At 37.9% G+C, this 20,686-nt stretch carries 17 protein-coding genes and 1 pseudogene; all 18 read right to left on the reverse strand.

What is annotated here, in order from left to right; translation table 11 throughout:
• Positions 1-444 precede the first annotated feature (444 nt).
• The 18 genes and pseudogenes from EHR_RS11800 to EHR_RS11880 all read right to left on the reverse strand — a co-directional run bounded on the left by EHR_RS11800 (position 445) and on the right by EHR_RS11880 (position 20,686).
• Positions 445-1,488: a SepM family pheromone-processing serine protease gene (locus EHR_RS11800; RefSeq protein WP_025480486.1), complete on the reverse strand. Its 1,044-nt coding sequence runs from the start codon at positions 1,486-1,488 to the stop codon at positions 445-447.
• Entirely contained in the window at positions 1,478-1,969 is a 492-nt protein-coding gene (gene coaD, locus EHR_RS11805) for a pantetheine-phosphate adenylyltransferase (protein ID WP_010737457.1), read from the reverse strand. The genes EHR_RS11800 and coaD overlap by 11 nt, the downstream gene beginning before the upstream one ends.
• Complete coding sequence (gene rsmD, locus EHR_RS11810; protein WP_010719348.1) at positions 1,966-2,526, reverse strand: 16S rRNA (guanine(966)-N(2))-methyltransferase RsmD; 561 nt, start codon at positions 2,524-2,526, stop codon at positions 1,966-1,968. Before rsmD ends, coaD begins: the two co-directional genes overlap by 4 nt.
• 142 nt (positions 2,527-2,668) lie before the next feature.
• Positions 2,669-3,010 (reverse strand): YlbG family protein, encoded by a 342-nt coding sequence (locus EHR_RS11815; RefSeq protein ID WP_010719349.1) that lies wholly within the window; start codon positions 3,008-3,010, stop codon positions 2,669-2,671.
• Positions 3,003-3,431, reverse strand: coding sequence for a YlbF/YmcA family competence regulator (locus EHR_RS11820; RefSeq protein ID WP_010737456.1), 429 nt, complete (start codon positions 3,429-3,431; stop codon positions 3,003-3,005). Before EHR_RS11820 ends, EHR_RS11815 begins: the two co-directional genes overlap by 8 nt.
• Entirely contained in the window at positions 3,418-4,545 is a 1,128-nt protein-coding gene (locus EHR_RS11825; RefSeq protein ID WP_010737455.1) for a CAP-associated domain-containing protein, read from the reverse strand. The genes EHR_RS11820 and EHR_RS11825 overlap by 14 nt, the downstream gene beginning before the upstream one ends.
• A gap of 13 nt (positions 4,546-4,558) precedes the next feature.
• Positions 4,559-7,987, reverse strand: coding sequence for a pyruvate carboxylase (locus EHR_RS11830; protein WP_010737454.1), 3,429 nt, complete (start codon positions 7,985-7,987; stop codon positions 4,559-4,561).
• Between the two features lie 20 nt (positions 7,988-8,007).
• Positions 8,008-9,174, reverse strand: coding sequence for an FtsW/RodA/SpoVE family cell cycle protein (locus tag EHR_RS11835; protein ID WP_010737453.1), 1,167 nt, complete (start codon positions 9,172-9,174; stop codon positions 8,008-8,010).
• Between the two features lie 2 nt (positions 9,175-9,176).
• Entirely contained in the window at positions 9,177-9,479 is a 303-nt protein-coding gene (locus tag EHR_RS11840; protein WP_010719354.1) for a DUF1507 family protein, read from the reverse strand.
• A 162-nt stretch (positions 9,480-9,641) separates the two neighbouring features.
• Positions 9,642-11,393 carry a DNA helicase RecQ gene (gene recQ, locus EHR_RS11845; protein ID WP_010737452.1) on the reverse strand — a complete coding sequence of 584 codons (1,752 nt, stop codon included), beginning with the start codon at positions 11,391-11,393 and terminating at the stop codon, positions 9,642-9,644.
• Between the two features lie 916 nt (positions 11,394-12,309).
• On the reverse strand, positions 12,310-14,139 hold the full coding sequence (gene typA / locus EHR_RS11850; protein WP_010737451.1) for a translational GTPase TypA: 1,830 nt from the start codon (positions 14,137-14,139) through the stop codon (positions 12,310-12,312).
• Positions 14,140-14,290: 151 nt separating this feature from the next.
• Positions 14,291-15,079 carry an inositol monophosphatase family protein gene (locus EHR_RS11855; RefSeq protein WP_014834711.1) on the reverse strand — a complete coding sequence of 263 codons (789 nt, stop codon included), beginning with the start codon at positions 15,077-15,079 and terminating at the stop codon, positions 14,291-14,293.
• A gap of 4 nt (positions 15,080-15,083) precedes the next feature.
• Positions 15,084-15,358 (reverse strand): annotated as a pseudogene (locus EHR_RS11860) (UPF0223 family protein).
• 288 nt (positions 15,359-15,646) lie between these two features.
• A complete protein-coding gene (locus tag EHR_RS14650) occupies positions 15,647-15,781 on the reverse strand; it encodes a hypothetical protein (RefSeq protein WP_014834713.1) in 135 nt (44 codons plus the stop codon).
• A complete protein-coding gene (locus EHR_RS11865) occupies positions 15,778-16,296 on the reverse strand; it encodes a hypothetical protein (RefSeq protein ID WP_014834714.1) in 519 nt (172 codons plus the stop codon). The genes EHR_RS14650 and EHR_RS11865 overlap by 4 nt, the downstream gene beginning before the upstream one ends.
• Before the next feature lie 334 nt (positions 16,297-16,630).
• Positions 16,631-18,037 (reverse strand): dihydrolipoyl dehydrogenase, encoded by a 1,407-nt coding sequence (gene lpdA / locus EHR_RS11870; RefSeq protein ID WP_010719369.1) that lies wholly within the window; start codon positions 18,035-18,037, stop codon positions 16,631-16,633.
• A gap of 7 nt (positions 18,038-18,044) precedes the next feature.
• Positions 18,045-19,682 carry a dihydrolipoyllysine-residue acetyltransferase gene (locus EHR_RS11875; RefSeq protein ID WP_010737449.1) on the reverse strand — a complete coding sequence of 546 codons (1,638 nt, stop codon included), beginning with the start codon at positions 19,680-19,682 and terminating at the stop codon, positions 18,045-18,047.
• A gap of 26 nt (positions 19,683-19,708) precedes the next feature.
• Complete coding sequence (locus tag EHR_RS11880; protein WP_010737448.1) at positions 19,709-20,686, reverse strand: alpha-ketoacid dehydrogenase subunit beta; 978 nt, start codon at positions 20,684-20,686, stop codon at positions 19,709-19,711.

Genomic DNA, 20,686 nt, shown 5'->3' on the forward strand with positions numbered 1-20,686 from the left:
AAAGCTGTGTGCCAACGTAGTTTTACTAGGGAATCAGTAAAAAAACACTGACTTAGAACGATCTGATCATCTTACTGTATTCATTTTTCTGTCCTTCGATTATAACATACATCTTCACTTTATTTCCTATTTTTTCATTTCACCGAAAATTTTTCCATAATAAGTTTAAACTCTTTATCAACTGACGCAATTAAAAATAACTTTACCTTTACTGATCCAACGAATATAAAAAGCTTACCTCATACACATAGATCCCCTCATGGCTAGTTTCTATTCATTTTAGTTTCTCTATAAAAAAGAGACAGACATGCTTTCCGTTAAGGCTGAGTCATTGAAAACATCAATCTTAAAGGAAATTTTGTCTGTCTATTTATTCGTTCAAAAACCGTTTCATGAACAACGATAAAAAAATGTTGTTGAAACAAAACGATTTCTAATGAATCTTTAGTTCATCTTTTCTAAATAATCAAGGGCATCTTGTACGGTTTTCACTGGTACAATTTTCATTGAAGAGTTCAATTCTTTCGCAGCAGCTTTGGCTTCTTCGTAATTGGTTTTGATTTCTGGATGTTTCTTCTTGATTTCATCTGAGATTGGATCATCCGGTGCAAAGAATATTTCAACGCCAGCTTTGTCTGCACTAGCCACTTTTTTATCAATACCACCAATTCGCCCAACTTCACCGTCGCTATTGATCGTTCCAGTACCAGCAATTTCTTTCCCTTGACGAAGATTTTTACCGGTCAATTGTTCATAAATTTCCAGGGTAAACATCAAACCAGCAGACGGCCCTCCGATTGATCCTGAATTAATCATTACATCTGTATCCGACTTGATACTCGTATGATCGGTTAAAGTAATCCCAATCCCTGCTTTATTATCCGTTGGCAGTTCGATCAATTTACCTGAAGTTTCGTTTTCTTTGCCATCTCGGAGATAGGTGATCGTGACCGTATCGCCGACTTTTTTACTTTTGACATACTTCATAAATGCTTCTGCACTTTTAAAGGTTTGTCCATCAACTTTTGTGACTGTATCACCAACTGCTAATTTTCCATAGAAATTGGAATTCTTCTCGACACTCATGACATAAACACCTTTAAATTCCATCTGGTAAGAGCGCCCTGCCAATTTTAGCGCTTGCTCAATCGCTGCATTTTGGGAAGACTCCATATAATATTGTTGGATTTGATTGTATTCTTCGCTAGTCGCCCCGCCAGTCAACTCCTCAGCGCTAATCAAATCTTCAAACGGTGCTAGCTTGGCTTTGACTGCTGTAAAACCAGTTGCTCGACGGATGCCCACTGAAGTTAATGAAAAGGAACCTGAATCTTTGTCCTTTTTCCCATTGACGGTAATCAGCTCTTTCAAATTGATGGTTGCTCCTGGTGCTTCCACATAAAAAGGAAGTGGAATTACCACGAACCCAATAATAAATATCCCTAAAAAAATGACAAGAATCGTCTTTAACCATCTTTTAAAGTCCATCATTTTCACGCTTTCCAGCTAACGCTTCGTTGATTACTGTTGGAAGATAGTCACTGACATCTCCCCCAAAGTGTAAGACTTCTTTTAATAAACTAGAACTAACGTGACTATATTCTTGTTTAGCCAATAAAAAGACCGTCTCGATTTCTTGATTTAAATGATGATTCATTTGAGCAATATCCCGTTCATATTCAAAATCCTTTACGCTACGGATACCACGAATGATGGTTTGAACAGCTAATTCATTCGCAATCTCGACTGTTAATTGATTTTCCTGATGGTACACTTTAACATTCGGAAGATGACGAACAGCTTGAGTAATCAATGTAACTTTTTCATCAACGGTAAATAGATGTTTTTTTGACGTATTCACAAATACCCCAATGATGACCTCATCAAACATTTTTGCTGCTCGTTCGACCATATCTAAATGCCCATTCGTGAACGGATCAAAGCTGCCTGGAAACAAGGCTTTTTTCATAGGTCTTCCTCTTTTCTGTAGATAGTCACAGTTGAAATACCATACGTTTGTTTTCTGATTTGCGTAAAATCAGCAATCTTTTCTGGTAATTCCACTGTTTTATCAGTTTCACATACAATAACTGCCGAATCATTAAAAAGGTCCAGCTCCGTCATTTTGATTATTTGGTCAAGAATTTTTTGTTTGGCATATGGTGGGTCAAGAAATAAATAATCAAATTTTTGCTGATCATTTGCCAGCTTTTCGATGGCTTTGTCCGCATCAAGTTTTAATGTGGTGAATTTTTCTGGCTCTTTCGTTACTTTAATGTTTTCTTGGATTATTTTTAGCGCTTGGTAATTTTTGTCTACACAAAAGGCATGCCCACAGCCACGAGAAACTGCTTCGATAGCTAACCCGCCACTACCAGAAAATAGGTCTAAGACTGTTTCTCCGTCGAAGTAAGGACCGATCATATTGAAGATCGATTCTTTCACTTTATCTGTGGTGGGACGTGTATTAGCCCCTGCTAAACTCTTTAAGCGTCGTCCACCATATGTTCCTGATATGACTCGCATTGACTCACTCCTTTTAAAAATCGTGCTGTTACTAGTATACCAAAAAAAAGATAAAAAAACTTGGATCGCCATTAATTTCATGCTTTCTCAAGTTATTTTTATCTTTTTTATTTAAGAGATGAATGATTTACACAAAACAGGTTTAAAAGACATGGTCTGCTAAACGAATCTTAGTATTGATCTCCTCAATCTCAAAACCTTCTTCTTTGACTGGTTGCTTCGTACCAATCTTATCAGCAAAGTTCATTTCGACGTCTGGACGATAAGAGCGTTCAACTTTGCGAACAAAATGAAGTTTGTTGATTCGTTCTGCAGTTTGCTCAAAAGTGTCTTCATTCAAATACAATACGACATATTTCATTTTACGCGAAACGTAATGAAGCAATCCAAATTTCTTCAAATTTTTTAATTGTTTCAAACTGTATACCCAGACAATCAACCCACGTCGTTTCGTTAGTTGAAATTCATTTTTTTCATCATTCATGACAGTTACCTCCACATCCACTACGCCCCTTTTGTTCAAAAAAAGGATTTCCCGCATCAATTTTAATCGTCAACGATACCGTTTCTGCTAACTGTTGGCTAATTTTATCCAATAGATCTTGCAATTGTGTTTCCATACAACGAAAATCCGCTACTTTTTCATGCAAATCAAGTTGGCGTTTGGCTAACCGAACAGCTCTTTGCTTCTCTCGAAATTCTGGTGCATATTTTTGATAAGGAACAACTTTTTCAAACTGTTCTTTTTTTATTGAGAAATCATTAATCAATAAATTGACATCCGCTGATTGTTCCATCACTTTTTTAGCTTTTAAATATTTTTTCATCGTCTCGCTTTTTTTGATACAATCGGATAAGCTCTGACATTGATCTTCTAAGGCAAATAATTCCTCATTGATTATCACTGCTATCGGTACTCTCCTTAACTTCTTCTTGCATTAAGACTAACATATTTTCTTTTGAAAAAGCAATTCCTAATAGATCGGAAGTGTTAACTAAAAAGCGGTCGTGATAGTACGGATCACTATACAAAAATAAAAATGTAAACGTTGGATCAATCACTGGATGTGTAAAGACACCGGTCGAATGGGGAAGCTTTCTTTTTGCGACTAACGAATCAATTTCATCAGTAGTCAATGAAAACTTAGCAGTTGCGTTTGTACTACCCGCTATTTGTTGCCATTCTGCTAATCGTTCTTTCGTCAAAATATCTTCTGGTCTATTAAGATAATCACTTAAAAGCAATTTCGTTTGAGTAGAAAAACCGGTCGTCTGCTTATAAAGTGGTAAGCGATCCAATTGCCTTAACTGATTCAACAATCGAACACTATGACCTTCTTTTGCTTGATTGATTTCAGCCCAATCTACTTGATCGTCTATTTTATATTGCGGTAAGTCTGAACCAAATACTTGATAGGGATGAAGTTTCAACAAACTAGCTTTATCCAAATAAACGATCGAAAACAGTCCATTACTACTTTGGTCGAAGAATAAAATAGCAAACGTATCATTATCAAACGCAATCAACGGTCGATAATTCATATCTTCTTCCATCAATTCGATCCCGACATCTGTTCCATTGTATTGAAAATTAAAATTCGTATAGATCGTGGTGATCTCTGTTAGATCTTGCATTGTCATCCCTAAGTAAAAAGGAGCAATCGTTGAGTTGTCCGTATTTAATACTTTAATCGTGGAAACTTTATCTTTTGTGATATTCGCTTCAAAGGATAAGTGATTGATTTGATCATGGTAATATCTTGTTTCAAAACCAAACCCACTCGTCAAGCGTTCATAGGGATCACCAAAACGTTGCTCTAATTCATCAACTGATTGACCAACATACGTGGAAAAGCCAGATGTTTCCAACTTCTGGTATTTCCACGTAGTCATTTGATTTTGAGTGATTTGCTCTGAGCTTTTTTTTACTTCAAGTTTAGGAGGAAACAACACCGGCTGCATGTAAAATGCAATGATCACTGATAACAATATCGCACCAAATAACCCTAGCCGTTTCATCTTTTTCCCACCTTTATTTTTCAGTTACTTCAATCAATAAGTCACCAGAAGCGATCGCATCGCCATCTGTTACATAGACATGCGCAATTTCACCATCAAAACGAGCTTCAATTGCCGTTTCCATTTTCATTGCTTCCGTGATCATCAATGTATCGCCTTTTTTGACATGATCTCCTTTTTTGACTAATACATCTAATACAGAACCAGACATCGTTGCACCGATATGTTCACGATTTGTTGGTTCAGCTTTCACACGTGTTTGTACAGTACTGATGATCGAATGGTCGTTCACTGTGATTTCACGACGTTGCCCATTCAAGTTAAAGAATAAGACACGATTTCCTTCAATATCTGGTTCGCCGATTTCATCCAAGCGAATAATCAAAATCTTGCCTTTTTCAATTTGAACATTCACCGTTTCTCCTAAGCGAATCCCTTGGAAGAATGTTGGTGTATCAAGTAATGTCACATCACCAAATTGATTATAGGCTGCTTGATAATCTAGAAAGACTTGCGGATACATCAAATAGCTCAGCACTTCTTCTTGTTTAGGTTCATAGCCGATTTTTTCAGCTAATTCTGCTTTGACTTGTTGGAAATCAACTGGTTTAGCTAAAGCTCCAGGACGTTCAGTAATCGCTTCTCGTCCTTTAAGGATGATCTTTTGTAATTTTTCCGGGAATCCTCCAACCGGTTGTCCTAGCTCTCCTTGGAAGAAAGTAATGACAGATTCAGGGAAACTCAGTGTTTCACCTTTTTCATAGATATCTTCCTCCGTTAAATCATTTTGAACCATGAACAAGGCCATGTCTCCTACAACTTTTGATGAAGGGGTAACTTTCACGATATCACCAAACATCAGGTTCACTGTATGGTACATCTGTTTGATGTCATCCCATTTATTTCCTAAACCAACTGCTTTGGCTTGTTGTTGGAGATTAGAGTATTGTCCACCAGGCATTTCATGCATATATACTTCTGTTTCTGGTGCATTCAAACCGTTCTCAAATGGTTTGTAATACATACGGACATCTTCCCAGTAATGATTCAATTGTTGTGCATTTTGAATATTGATCTCTGGCAACCGTGGACCGTTGACCAAAGCATAATACAAACTGCTCATACTTGGTTGACTTGTATTCCCACTCATCGCACTCATCGCCACATCAACGATATCTACCCCAGCCTTTGAAGCTGCAGAATAGGTAATGATTCCATTTCCACTCGTATCATGTGTATGAAGGTGGATTGGCAGATCAGTAGTCTCTTTCAATTCACTGATCAAGCGATAAGCAGCTTGTGGTTTCAGCAAGCCAGCCATATCTTTGATCGCAATGATATGCGCCCCAAGTTGTTCTAGTTCTTTCGCCATGTCCTTGTAATATTGGACATTATATTTTGCACGACTAGGATCATTGATATCTCCGGTATAGCAGATCGCAGCTTCTGCAATCTTACCTGTGTCTCGAACCGCTTGGATACTTTTTTCCATTTGCGGTACCCAGTTCAAACTGTCAAAGATTCGAAACACATCAATTCCTTGAGCCGCTGCTTCTTTCACAAATTCTACTAAGACGTTATCCGGATAATTGGAATAACCGACTGCATTTGAACCTCTGAACAACATTTGTAACAGCGTATTTGGCATCAATGCTCGGATCTTTCTTAATCTTTGCCAAGGATCTTCATTCAAGAAGCGATAAGCGACGTCAAAGGTTGCTCCTCCCCACATCTCACTTGAGAATAGTTCAGGTAATCCTTCACCGGTCAATTGAGCAATCTCTTTAAAGTCTTTCGTACGAACACGAGTTGCTAATAAACTTTGATGAGCATCTCTAAATGTCGTATCAGTCAATAACAAGTTTTCTTGCGATTTGATCCATTGGACTAACGCATCCGAACCATCAGAATCTAAAACATTTTTTGCTGTCAGATAATCTGGGCGTTTAATCAAATCTTTCGGTACCCGAGGAGATTCATAAAATGGTTTTTCACCATTTTTGATTCCCGGGAAGCCATTCACGGTAATTTCACCGATGTATTTCATTGTTTTATTCCCACGGTCGCGTAAACGAGGGAACTCAAACAATTCTTTTGTATTATCGATAAATGTCGTTTTAGCGTTTCCTGATTGAAATTCAGGATGGGAAATCACATTCAACATAAATGGAATATTGGTTTTGACTCCACGAATCCGAAATTCTTTTAAGCAACGTTCCATTTTTTGGATTGCCGTATCAAAATCTGCTGCATGTGTACAAACTTTGACTAAAAGTGAATCAAAGTATGGGGTAACCACATATCCTGCATAAGCATTACCGACATCTAAACGCACTCCGAAACCACCAGGTGAACGGTAAGTATCGATTTTCCCTGTATCAGGAAGAAAATGATTCAACGGGTCTTCTGTAGTGATCCGACATTGAATCGCAGAACCATTTAGTTTGATATCTGCTTGTTGCGGCAGACCAATTTCACTGTGTAAATCTTTCCCTTGGGCAATCAATAATTGAGTAGTCACGATGTCCACATCGGTAATCATCTCTGTAATCGTATGTTCCACTTGGACTCGAGGGTTGACTTCGATAAAATAAAAGTCATTTCCTTCAACTAAAAATTCAACCGTCCCAGCATTGACATAACCAACGTGTTTCATTAATTGAACGGCTGCTTGACAGATGCGTTCTCGTTGTTCAGTCGACATGGAGACACAAGGTGCTACCTCTACTACCTTTTGGTGACGTCTTTGTACAGAGCAGTCTCTTTCAAATAAATGGATCACATTTCCATGTTTATCGCCCAAAATTTGGACTTCGATGTGTTTAGGATTTGCAATATATTTTTCAACATACACTTCATCGCTGCCAAAAGCCGCTTTTGCTTCACTTTTCGCGCGATCATAGCCTTCTCGAGCGCTTTTTTCATCATGGGCGACACGCATTCCTCGTCCCCCACCACCTAGAGCGGCTTTGATCATGATCGGATAACCGTACGTTTCAGCAAAAGACAAAGCATCTTCGACCTTTTCAATCGGTCCATCAGTCCCAGGAATCGAAGCAATTCCAGCTGCGATAGCTGCTGCTTTTGCTTTGATCTTGTCACCAAAGATATCCAAATGATGTAAGTCTGGTCCTACAAAAGTGATGCCTTCTTCCTTGCATCGTTTTGCAAAACTTAGATTTTCAGATAACAACCCATAGCCTGGATGGATCGCATCCGCTCCACAGGCTTTCGCAATGGCAATAATCCCTTCAATATCTAAGTAAGCATCAATCGGTTTTTTCCCTTCGCCAACTAGATATGCTTCATCTGCTTTAAACCGGTGCACGGAATACTCATCTTCTTTTGCGTAGATACCTACAGTTTTAATTCCTAATTCTGTACATGCTCGAAACACTCGTACAGCAATTTCTCCTCTGTTAGCAACTAAAACTTTTTCCATCAAACCACTCCTACATCTTTTTAGTATAAACCTAAACTTTTTCGTTTTTCATCTGCACTGATATTCAAGACGAAGCCAACACAAATGGATAACATCAATAAACTAGATCCTCCCTGACTCAAAAATGGGAAAGTGATCCCAGTTAATGGAATAACGCCGGTTATCCCTCCCAAATTGATAAATATTTGGATCATGAACATGGCACCAATCCCAATACATAATAGAGAATTAAATGGATCTTTTGAGCGAATCCCCACCAAAAAGATCCGAACAATCATGAAAAACAGTAAAGCAAGAATCAAGATCCCCATGATCACGCCTAACTCTTCTACCACAATGGCATAAATAAAGTCCGTCTGCGCTTCATTTAAAAAACCTTTTTTCTGGATACTATTTCCAAGACCTCGGCCAAAAAGCCCTCCATTGAACATCGCATAATAACCATTAGCTAATTGATGCCCTTTGTTCAACTCATCAGAAAAAGGATTTTGATAAATGGCAAATCGGTTATAGATATATTGTAAACGTCCGGGAAATATTTTCCCGTGGGTGATATTGATCAACCAGATTGCTAAAGCACTCAAGCCAACTCCACCGCCCCCAACGATCAACGTATAAACGTAGTTGATACCACTAGCCAAAAGTAAGACTAAGATAATTAAAAAAATGACAGTTGCATTACCAAAATCGGGTAAAATAGCAACTAGCGCTGTTAGTGCCAACACTAACAGTAACGGTCTTTTAACAGTAGAAACAAAATCTTTTTGAACGCTTCTTTGTCTTTTAGATAACGTTAATGCTAAGTACCAAATTACAATGATCTTTAAGTATTCAGCTGGCTGGAGAGAGAATCCAGCGATTTGAAGCCATCCTTTCGCTCCATTGATCTCTTTCCCGAAGAATAAAACGATCAATAGCAAGATCGTCAGTACAGCAATAGCTGCCATAATCAGTCGTTGATTTTTTAATACGGATGTTTTCATTTTATATAAAAGTCCAATAGCTACTAAGCTAACGCCCCAAAACAAACTTTGGTTAAAAAAAGAGGCGGAAGGACTGCTTCCATTTTCTAGCAATAAATAAGATGATGAACTATAGACCATGATTAAACCTAAAATACATAGAATCAAGTAAGGAATCAAAATACTATAGTTTAATAAATGCCTTTTTTTTACTTTCTTAGGCAAGTTTACTCCTCCTTGCCAATTTCTTTTTTATCGTAATTTTCTTGGTAAACCTCACTATATAATCGGTTCAGTTCACGCTCTAGCTCACTCAGCAACAATTGTCCTTCCGTTTTATCGATGATGCCTACACGAACGGCAAATCCGACTTGTTGTGAGAAGCCATACATTTGCGTATCTACTACTTCTTCAAATGCCTTACATTGTGAGATACACAGGCTATTTTTTTGATTTTTGATCAAGCGTTTGATTCGTTCTGATTCATCTTTAAGCACTTGAACTGCAAATTCATTTGATAGAGAATCCATCTAAGCCTACCCCCATTCTAAGTTTATTTATTATAACATACTTAAAATTCTAACGGGGAAAAATCCCAGTTTTCGCTCAGGGATTTTCTTCTTTTTTTACTATTTGCTAGCCTATCATGAGCAAAAACAATAGATGTACTAATTTTACAAACGATACACTACTTAACTAGAAAGTATCAGTGCTAAAAAAGCGTCCCCGTATTTGTCTAACTTGCTTTGTCCTACCCCTTTTATCTGCAATAAAGAAAGTCGATCTTTTGGACGTTGTCGACTCATTTCTTTTAAAGTCGCATCTGAAAAAACCACATAAGGCGGCACGCCTGCTTCAGAAGCTAAGTCAGTGCGTAACTCTCTTAGCGTTTCAAATAAGGTGTCAGCTTCTTCATCAGAAAGTTGTTGGACTTTTTCAGCTTCTTTTTTAAATACTTTTTGTTTCCCTTTTAACACTTCGATTCCCAGTTCCGTTACTTTCAACGTGGGGTATTCACCGTTCATTGAATACAGATAACCACCAGAAATAAGATACTCGATCAACTGAAGAATATCTTTTTGTGCCCATTTTTTTAATAAGCCGTAAGTTGATAACGCTTGAAAACCTAGCATCTTGACTTTTTGTTCTTTCGAACCAGCTAATACCTTCATCAACAATTGTTTCCCATAATTTTCACCCATGCGTTTCAAGCAAGACAACACCATCTGTGTTTCAGTCGTTACATCGACTAGTTCACGTTCATCTAAACAGTTACCACATCTTCCACATGGGATACTTTTTTCGCCAAAATAAGTAAGAATATATTGTTGCAGACAGGATTCGATGTAGACGTATTCCGTCATTGCTTTTAATTTTTCGTATTCTTTTTGTTTTTGTGACTCTTCTCGTTGAGATTGTTGGATAAAAAATTTTTGGACCTGTATATCTTGGGGAGCAAACAACAAGACAGCCTCACTTAAGAGCCCATCACGACCTGCTCGTCCCGCCTCCTGATAGTAAGCTTCTAAAGAACCAGGAATCTGATAGTGAATGACGAAGCGGATGTTACTCTTATTGATCCCCATGCCAAAAGCATTCGTTGCAACTAATAATTCTGTACGGTCATATAAAAAGTCTTCTTGGATTTCTGTTCGTTGGCTTTCACTCATCCCACCATGATATCTGCCAACACTGAAATCAAATTTCTTTAACAAATGATAGATTCGATCAACTTCTTTGCGGGTAGCGGCATAAATGATCCCTGATTGCTTTTTATTGATACGTAGATACTCAATTAAGTACTGCTCTTTTTTTTGATCTTTTACTACTTGTAAACGTAGATTTTCTCGTGCAAAACCCGTTTGAATATGATTATCCATTGGTATCTTTAAAAGTCTTTTAATATCTTCTGCTACTTGCTTTGTTGCAGTAGCAGTCAATGCCACAATGACCGGTCGTTGATCAAACGTGTTTAATGTTTCTGCCATATGAAGATAGCTTGGACGAAAATCATGTCCCCATTGTGAAATACAATGCGCTTCATCAATCGCTATCAGTTGCACGTGCCAACGTTTCATTGATTGGATAAAATCTGGCATGATAAACCGTTCTGGCGCAACATATAATAATTGGATTTGTTGCTGTTCGAGTAATCGAAACCGAGAAGCAGTCTCATAACTATCCAATGAACTATTGATAAATGTCGCTGAAATGCCTAACTGATTGGCAGCATCTACTTGATCTTTCATCAGAGAGATCAAGGGAGAAATGACCACAGTCAAGCCATCCAGCATCAACGCTGGCAATTGATAACAAATGGACTTCCCACTTCCTGTAGGCATGATCCCTAGGACGTCTTCATGACCAAGTACCTTTCGGATAATTTCTTTTTGTCCAGGGCGAAATACTTCATAACCAAAGTATTGTTTTAATATATCATTCATTTTATCCCTACTTTTTAGTTGATTTAAGAGGTTGTGAAAGAAGCGATCAGCTCCGAGCGAATAAGAGAGGATTTTTTAAAATAGCTTCTCATATTTTAGAAAATCATCGCTTATTGCTGAGGAGTTGCTTCTTGAACACCGTGAATAAGAGGTTGTGAAAGCATCGGGAAGCTCCGATGACAATAAGAAAGAATTTTTTAAAACAGCTTCTCATGTTTTGAAAAATTCAGGCTTATTTCAAGGAGCTGATGCTTGAACACCGTGAATAAGAGGTTGTGAAAAGAGCGCTTTGACCTGAGCGCTCACCAAGTAAAAACTGCGACGAGTAATCGCAGGAGCATTAAGGATGATAATCTTGAAACAGCTCCCCATGTTTTACGAAATTCAGCTTTATGTCAAAAAACTGTCGCTCGTCCACGGTTTAGTTTTTTTATTTATAAAAAGCCTAGAGCAATCTTTTATTATTGACTCTTCTATCGCCCCTCTATAACTATAATACGTCAATTATATTTTACTTCTCCAAGCAATCAAGTACAACATTCTTTTTGTGAAACTTTCGCTTTTCGTGAAACAAAAACCGAGGTAATTAAAGATTTTAAAAAGACTTTTAATAAACTTTTAGCGTACTTATTGAATTTTTCTTTTGATTTTTATTAACTTCTCCACAGATAACAATTTTAGAAAAAGGAAAAACAATTCTCTCCTTTTAATTTCAAACAATTGAATACGTTCTAAAAAATTGAGAAGCAAAATTTGCCGACAGTATTTTTCTTTTCATCCACTTTAATGCTGATTTACCAGTCATCTGAACAAAAAATAAACCGAAGATGCCCGAAAATAGTTACTCCTATTTTTGGACTTCTTCGGTTTATTTCTCAAAGCTAAACATCACTGTATCAACAAGTTGAACAGATGATTATTTTTTCTTTTTAGAAGCTTTTTCACGTGCATTTTTGTTTAAGATTTGTTTTCTTAAACGGATACTTTCCGGTGTTACTTCACAATATTCATCGTCATTCAAGAATTCTAACGATTCTTCTAACGTCAATTGTTTTGGTTTTTTGATAACAGATGTTTGGTCCTTGGTAGCAGAACGAACGTTAGTCATTTGTTTTGCTTTCGTAATGTTAACAGTCAAGTCATTGTCACGACTATTTTCACCAATGATCATACCTTCATAAACTTCTGTACCTGGTTCAACAAAAACAGTTCCACGTTCTTCGATACTCATGATGGAATAAGTCGTTGCTTTTCCAGTATCGATTGATACTAACGCACCTTGGTGTCGTCCACCGATTTGACCTGGTAACATTGGTAGGTATTGATCAAATGTGTGGTTCATGATTCCGTAGCCACGAGTCATTGAAAGGAATTCAGTTGAATAACCAATCAAGCCACGAGCTGGTGTTAAAAATGTTAGACGGATTTGTCCATTACCAGTATGGATCATGTCTTGCATTTCACCTTTACGTAAGCTTAATGATTCGATTACGCTACCCATATATTCTTCAGGTGTGTCGATTTGAACACGTTCAAAAGGTTCACATTTCACGCCATCAATTTCTTTTTCGATAACTTCAGGACGCGATACTTGTAGTTCATAACCTTCACGACGCATGTTTTCGATCAAGATTGACAAATGAAGTTCTCCACGACCAGAAACAGTCCAAGCATCTGGAGAATTTGTTGGTTCAACACGCAATGAAACATCCGTTTGCAACTCAGCCATCAAGCGTTCTTCAATTTTACGAGCAGTGACATATTTCCCTTCACGGCCAGCAAATGGTGAATTATTCACTAAGAAAGTCATTTGCAGTGTTGGTTCGTCAATGTGTAGAATTGGCAGAGCATCTTGGTGGTCCACAGGTGTCACTGTTTCCCCAACGAAAATATCTTCCATTCCTGATACGGCAATTAGATCTCCAGCTTTTGCTTCGTCAATTTCTAAACGTTTCAAGCCGAAGAAACCAAATAATTTAGTTACACGGAATTTTTTAACTGAACCGTCTAATTTTAGTAAGGCAACTTGGTCCCCTACTTTGATCGTTCCACGGAAGACACGACCAATCCCGATACGTCCAACATAGTCGTTATAATCAAGCAATGATACTTGGAATTGTAATGGTTCATCGCTATTGTCTACTGGCGCAGGAATTTTTTCAACAATTGTATCAAAGATCGGTGCCATTGTTGGTTCTTGATCAGCTGGATCATCAGACAAGCTAGATGTTCCGTTTAATGCTGAAGCATAGATAACTGGGAAATCTAATTGATCATCATCTGCACCTAGTTCAATAAATAATTCTAATACTTCATCAACAACAAACTCAGGTCGTGCAGAAGGTTTATCAATTTTATTCACAACTACGATCGGTGTAATATGTTGTTCTAGCGCTTTTTTCAAAACAAAACGAGTTTGTGGCATCGTTCCTTCATAAGCATCAACTACTAAGACAACGCCGTCAACCATTTTCATGATTCGTTCAACTTCGCCACCAAAGTCCGCATGCCCAGGTGTATCCATGATATTGACACGAATCCCTTTATAATCAACTGCGGTATTTTTTGCTAAAATCGTGATTCCACGTTCTTTTTCTAAAGCATTTGAATCCATCGCACGTTCTTGTAATTGTGTGTGTGCGTCTAATGTATCTGATTGTTTCAATAATTCATCAACCAATGTGGTTTTTCCGTGGTCAACGTGGGCGATGATCGCTACGTTACGGATATCATTTCTATAGTTCAATGTAACTAACTCCTTCTCGGTTCTTTATGACAGTGCAATTTTACTCGACTGTTTATTATAGCAAACTTTTTTCATGAAATATAGTAAAATGTTTTCATTTTTTCGAGAAAATTAATATTTTAGCCATATTTTTCTTAATTTTGCGGTTTTTTTACTTATTTAGCGAATCAGCCGCAGCAATAAGTGCCCGAATTTCATCATAGGCCTGAGGTGTAGCCGCAATATAATATTCTCTTCCTCGAAATTTTAGCTTTTCTCCTGAGATACCGCTATATTTCATTCCAAATTCAGCGAGTAAAACATTCCCTGCGCCATAGTCCCACGGGCTCAAATTTGCAATATAACCAATATGTTTCCCTTTTAAAAGTGCAATCATTTCTAGTCCTGCACATCCATAAATACGAACACCCATACTTTGTTCACCAATCGTTCGGACATTCCACCGATTATGACTAAAAAGATAACCGTTCAAACCAATAAGTCCATCTTTTAAACGAAGGTCTTCTGGCTTAGTTAACGGATGGTCATTCATATAAACACCTAAATCTTTTCCACCCCAATACAGCGCTTCTTTCATCACGTCATAAATAAAACCAAGTTGTCCAACACCATCTTGATAAACGCCTAACATAATACAAAAATTCTCTTGTTCAAGTACGAAGTTCATGGTTCCATCAATTGGATCAATAACAAATACTTGCCCTTCAAAGCTTTCTAACTCACTGTAACCTTCTTCTTCTGCGAGAATCTTTGCTTCTGGATTATACGCCTGAATCTTTTCAATCAAAAAAGCTTGGACTTCACGATCCATATTGGTAACCAGATCTTTTCGATTGGTTTTTTGATCAACTTTAAGCGTCTTGATTTGTACCGCACGAATTTTCTCAGCTGCTTCTTTAAGCCAAATTTTGATCTGATGGATCAGTTCTTGTTTATTCATGTTCTCACCCATTCATTTTTAGGATTTTTTTCTGATTCTTTTTTGCTGCTTGAACTGTTCGATACAATGAATAACCTGATACTTTTTCAAATTCTTTTCCTAATTTTTTTCTTCCCCGATAGATGGAATGACTGTTTTGAATTGTTGGTATGATTTTAAAAACCGAGCATTATCGATGCCCTTTTCATTCGCTAACTCTAAATCCTCCCACATCTTCATCACAATGACCATTTCTTCGGTGGTCCAATCTAAATCAAGCGGGTATTGATAATCTTGCATACTTCATTCTCCTATTTCCTATAGTCAAAATCAGTGTATCATAAGAATAAGTACATAACCAAATAGTTTCGATTTTCTAGTTTACATAATTAATTTATAGTTGAATAACTATGTTTTATCGCTAGCTAAGAAAAATAAGTAATAGTCTATAAAAATTCACATGTTCATACAAAGAACCGTCACTAACAAAATAGAGAAAATAAATTCTGTCGGTGACGTAGGTTTATTTATTAAGATAAGAGAAAAAGATCTAACATTTTTACTTTTCCTAAGGGATTTCATATGAAACTAACGTCCTTCATGTTCAGGTATGTTTAACGAGCTCATAGACGCTTCATTCTCTGTCGTGAAATTATGATTTGACAATTCATCGGATAAATTGTCCGATTCTTGACGTTCACTTAATCCCATTACATACTTCATTGGTTTTTTCCTGAGTTTAATGTCTCATCAAATCTCATTAATATTTCCGTTATTTCTTCTGTCATGAGACTATTTCTATCTAACTGTAAAATTTCATTTTCTGACGATGTTTTATATTGCATCTCTTCCTTCTGTTCTCTTACTTTCTTTATTTTCATCAAAATGGTTCTCGCTGATCCGTTAAATCTATTAACAAGTTTACTTAACCACAACTCTCCTGCTAAATATGCTTCGATATTTTGATTATTGCTGTCTTCCTTTTCTTTAGTTGTCTCATTCGTTAAGCTTTGCTGTTGCAGATTTTGCTCTTTTAGACTATGTGTTACATTTCCAATGGTTCTCTTTGATACTCCAAATCGCTCAGCAAGTCCTGCTATCGGTGTATTTTTTGTTTGGTATGCTTCTATAATCCTTTCATTTCTCTTTTTAATTGAATTATTAGGACCGCCAATTTCATTATTCTTTTCATTCTCATGACAGTCTCCTTGAAGTGTTTTAATCGTTTCTTTTCTCATAAAGTGAATCTCCTTTAAAGTGATTAAAATTTAGTTAGTAAACAACTAGTTCCGCTAGTCAAATCATTGATATAGAAATATGCTGATCTGATTGCTTTTACCACATTTATTCTAACACCCTCTTTCAAAAAGCTTGACTTTCTTTTTTGTTTTTCAGAAAAAGAGGTTTTGAAAAGACCACAAAAAACATCAAAGCTAGCATTTTTGCTAACTTTGATGTTTGATCGATCATGTATCAATTCAATTTGTCAAAAAGATGTTTTTAACCTGGTAACTATCGCCAGCGTCCATACTTTTTTTGAAACAGCTCGGATAAAATATCCCAATTGCTAAATTAAATATGGATTGGTAAACCTAAAGCGAGTTCAGCAGCATCCATCGTAATTTCACCTAGCGATGGATGCGGATGGATCGTTAATGCAATGTCTTCGGCATTCATTCCTGATTCAATGGCTAAAGCAAGCTCAGAAACCATATCACTAGCACCTACACCACCGATTTGCGCTCCAATGATGACGTTGTCTTCATTGGTCGTCACTAAACGGATAAAACCTTCTGTTTTTGCAAGCGATAACGCCCGTCCATTTCCTGAAAACGGAAATTTATATGCAGTAGCTTCAATACCAGCTTCTTTTGCTTCTTTGATCGTCATCCCAACAGAAGCTAATTCTGGATCTGTAAAGGCAACCGCAGGCATTGCTTTATAGTCAACTGCTACTTTCTTACCTGAGATAGCTTCTGCAGCAATTTTTGCTTCATAACTTGCTTTATGCGCTAAAGCAGCACCTGGTACGATATCCCCAATTGCAAAAATGTTTGGCACATTCGTACGCCCTTGTTGATCCACTGGAATCAATCCACGTTCACCGACTTCGACACCCGCTTGTTCTAATCCCATATCGTCAGTATTTGGACGACGGCCAACTGTTACCATAACATAATCTGCTGTCACTGTTTCTTCTTTACCGTCAACAGTATATTTGACTGTCACACTGTCCCCATTATCAACAGCTTCTTTCGCCATTGCATTGGTTACGATTGTCACACCTTTTTTCTTGAAGTCGTCTTCCACTAATTTCACCATATCTTTTTCATAGGTAGGTAAAATTTGAGGAGAACCTTCAAGAATCGTTACCTCAGCACCTAAGTTAGCATAGGCTCCACCTAATTCTGCTCCAATAACTCCGCCACCAATGATGACGAATTTTTTTGGTACTTCTTTTAAAGCTAAGCCGCCTGTTGAGTCAAGTACACGTCCGCCAAACTTGAAGCCTGGGATTTCGATCGGACGGGAACCAGTAGCAATGATTGCATTATTGAAAGAATACGTTTGAGCAGAATCAGGATGGATCACACGTAATGTATGATCATCGACGAAGAATGCTTCACCTTCGATTGTTTCTACCTTGTGTTTTTTCAATAAGAAACCAACACCAGAAGTCAGTGTTTTCACTACTTTATTTTCTTTCCAGTCTTGTGTTTTTGCAAAATCAAGTGTGACATTTTCACTCGTGACACCGAATAAAGTTGAATCAAGAGATTCTTGATAATGATGTCCTGCAGCAATCAGCGCTTTTGAAGGAATACAACCAACGTTTAAACAAACACCACCGATGTATTCTCTTTCAATGATTGCCACTTTTTGTCCCATTTCAGCAGCACGGATGGCAGCAACATAGCCACCAGGTCCCGCACCGATTACAACTGTGTCTAATTCTACAGCAAAATCTCCAACTACCATTTGTTTATCATCCTTCCATCATCAATAACTCAGGATCAGCTAAAAGTCGTTTGATATTGTTCATTGCTTGTTGAGCTGTTGCTCCGTCTACGATACGGTGATCAAAGCTTAAGGAAAGTTTCATCACTCGTCCAACAACGATTTCACCTTCACCATTAACGATCGGTTGTTGTGCAATTGTTCCCACACCTAAAATTGCTACTTCAGGGTAGTTGATTACTGGTGTAAACCAACCGCCACCTACAGAACCAATGTTACTGATCGTAATAGTGCCATTTCGCATATCTTCAGCTGCTAATTTACCTTCATGAGCTAGTTTTGCTTTTTCATTGATTTCATCCGCAATCGCAAACATGCCTTTACGGTCTGCATCTTTTACATTTGGTACATACAAGCCATGATCTGTATCAGTTGCAATTCCGATGTTATAGTAATTTTTATAAACGATTTCTTGGTTCGCATCATCAATTGACGCATTCAAAATAGGGAATTTCTTCACAGTAGCAGTTAATGCTTTTACCACGTATGGCAAGAAAGTCAATTTTGTCCCATTCGCAGCTGCCACTTCTTTAAATCTCTTACGATTATCCCAAAGTTTAGAAACCTCTACTTCATCATGTAAAGTAACATGTGGCGCTGTTTGCTTGCTATTGACCATTGCTTTAGCAATCGCTTTACGTGTCGGTGTCATCGCTACACGTTCTTCCAATTCACCTAAATTAGATTTGAACGCTTTTGCTGGTGCTGCTGGCTTGCTTTCAGCTTTCGCTTCAACCGCTTTTTCTGACGCAGGTGCAGCTGGTTCAGCTGATGCTGTTTGACTCGCATGCCCACCTGATAGATAACTTTCAATATCTTCTTTTGTCACACGTCCGCCTTTACCAGTTGCAGTGACTTGTGTGATATCCACATCTTTTTCACGAGCAAATTGTCGAACTGATGGCATAGCCAAAACACGTTTGTTAGGATCAGCTGCCTCAGCTACTGATGCTGAACCAGAAGTTTCTACTTTAGCATCAGTTGATTCAGCTGTTTTTTCTGATGTAGTAGAAGGCGCACTATTATGTCCTGGTGCATCGATTTCTACTAATACATCACCAACAGTTGCAACTGTTCCTTCTGATACCAAGATGTTTTTAACCGTTCCAGTCACTGGTGACGGGATTTCTTCTACCGATTTATCGTTTTGTACTTCTAACAATGTGTCATCTTCATTGATGGTATCGCCTGGTTTCACAAACCATTTAACGATTTCACCTTCTGCGATTCCTTCACCAATATCGGGTAATTTAAATTCAAAGACCCCACCATCGGCACTAGCTTCAGTTGGTTCAGCAGCTGGATGTTCAGGTGTTTGCTCTTTCGCTGCTACTCCAGCATCGCCACTTGTTTCATTGTCTTCATGTCCTGGTGCATCGATTTCTACCAGTACATCGCCAACATTCGCGACTGTTCCTTCAGGTACGATGACGTTTTTCACTGTCCCAGTAACTGGGGATGGAATTTCTTCTACTGATTTATCATTTTGAACTTCTAATAACGTATCATCCTCATTGATGGTATCGCCTGGCTTGACAAACCATTTGACGATTTCGCCTTCTGCGATTCCTTCACCAATGTCAGGTAATTTAAATTGGTATGCCATGATTTACTTACGTCCCTTCTTATTTCTTAGAATTCTGCAATTTCTTTGACTTTTGCTTCAATATCAGCCGCATTTGGTAACCAGATGTTTTCAGCTTGTCCAAATGGAAAAACAGTATCTGGTGCTGCTACACGTCCAATTGGTGCTTCTAATGAAAGGATCGCACGTTCTGAGATTTCAGCAATCACTTGGGCACTTACACCTGCTTGTCGTTGCGCTTCTTGAACGACTACCACACGACCAGTTTTCTCAACTGATTGAATGATTGTGTCAATATCTAGCGGTGCGACTGTTCTTAGGTCAACGACTTCTACTGAAATATCCTCTTTCGCAAGATTGTCAGCTGCTTTGATCGCTTCACGAACCATTGCGCCATAGGTGATGATTGAAACGTCTGTTCCTTCACGAGTAATTGCCGCTTTGTCCAATGGTACTTCATAAGCTTCATCTGGAACTTCTTCACGGAATGAACGATAAAGTTTCATATGTTCCAAAAATACAACTGGGTCATTGCTGCGGATAGAAGAGATCAATAATCCTTTTGCATCATAAGGATTTGATGGAATGACTACGCGAATTCCTGGAGATTGAGCAATCAATCCTTCTAAGTTATCTGAATGAAGTTCTGGTGTGTGAACCCCACCACCAAATGGTGAACGAATCGTGATCGGTAGATTTCTAGTCCCACCCATTCGATATCTTGTACGTGCCATTTGTGCGACTACTTCATCCATGGCTTCAAAAATAAATCCAAAGAACTGAATTTCAGGTACTGGACGAAAACCTTCTAAAGCTAACCCAAAACTCATACCAGCAATCCCTGATTCAGCTAATGGGGTATCGAAAACGCGTTCTTCGCCAAATTTTTCTTGCAATCCTTCCGTTGCACGGAAAACTCCACCGTTTTTCCCAACATCTTCACCAAAAACGATTACGTTCTCATCATTTTCAAGTTCAAGTGCTAGGGCATCTGTGATTGCTTGAATCATTGTTTTTTGTGCCAT

It is taken from the genome of Enterococcus hirae ATCC 9790, from assembly GCF_000271405.2.
Classification (GTDB): Bacteria; Bacillota; Bacilli; order Lactobacillales; family Enterococcaceae; genus Enterococcus_B; species Enterococcus_B hirae.

Coding starts and splice junctions, on each gene's coding strand:
- EHR_RS11800 (WP_025480486.1), bottom strand. CDS start 1,488: ATGGACTTTAAAAGATGGTTAAAGACGATTCTTGTCATTTTTTTAGGG.
- coaD (WP_010737457.1), bottom strand. CDS start 1,969: ATGAAAAAAGCCTTGTTTCCAGGCAGCTTTGATCCGTTCACGAATGGG.
- rsmD (WP_010719348.1), bottom strand. CDS start 2,526: ATGCGAGTCATATCAGGAACATATGGTGGACGACGCTTAAAGAGTTTA.
- EHR_RS11815 (WP_010719349.1), bottom strand. CDS start 3,010: ATGAATGATGAAAAAAATGAATTTCAACTAACGAAACGACGTGGGTTG.
- EHR_RS11825 (WP_010737455.1), bottom strand. CDS start 4,545: ATGAAACGGCTAGGGTTATTTGGTGCGATATTGTTATCAGTGATCATT.
- EHR_RS11830 (WP_010737454.1), bottom strand. CDS start 7,987: ATGGAAAAAGTTTTAGTTGCTAACAGAGGAGAAATTGCTGTACGAGTG.
- EHR_RS11840 (WP_010719354.1), bottom strand. CDS start 9,479: ATGGATTCTCTATCAAATGAATTTGCAGTTCAAGTGCTTAAAGATGAA.
- recQ (WP_010737452.1), bottom strand. CDS start 11,393: ATGAATGATATATTAAAACAATACTTTGGTTATGAAGTATTTCGCCCT.
- EHR_RS11855 (WP_014834711.1), bottom strand. CDS start 15,079: ATGAATAAACAAGAACTGATCCATCAGATCAAAATTTGGCTTAAAGAA.
- EHR_RS14650 (WP_014834713.1), bottom strand. CDS start 15,781: ATGAAGTATGTAATGGGATTAAGTGAACGTCAAGAATCGGACAATTTA.
- EHR_RS11865 (WP_014834714.1), bottom strand. CDS start 16,296: ATGAGAAAAGAAACGATTAAAACACTTCAAGGAGACTGTCATGAGAAT.
- lpdA (WP_010719369.1), bottom strand. CDS start 18,037: ATGGTAGTTGGAGATTTTGCTGTAGAATTAGACACAGTTGTAATCGGT.
- EHR_RS11875 (WP_010737449.1), bottom strand. CDS start 19,682: ATGGCATACCAATTTAAATTACCTGACATTGGTGAAGGAATCGCAGAA.
- EHR_RS11880 (WP_010737448.1), bottom strand. CDS start 20,686: ATGGCACAAAAAACAATGATTCAAGCAATCACAGATGCCCTAGCACTT.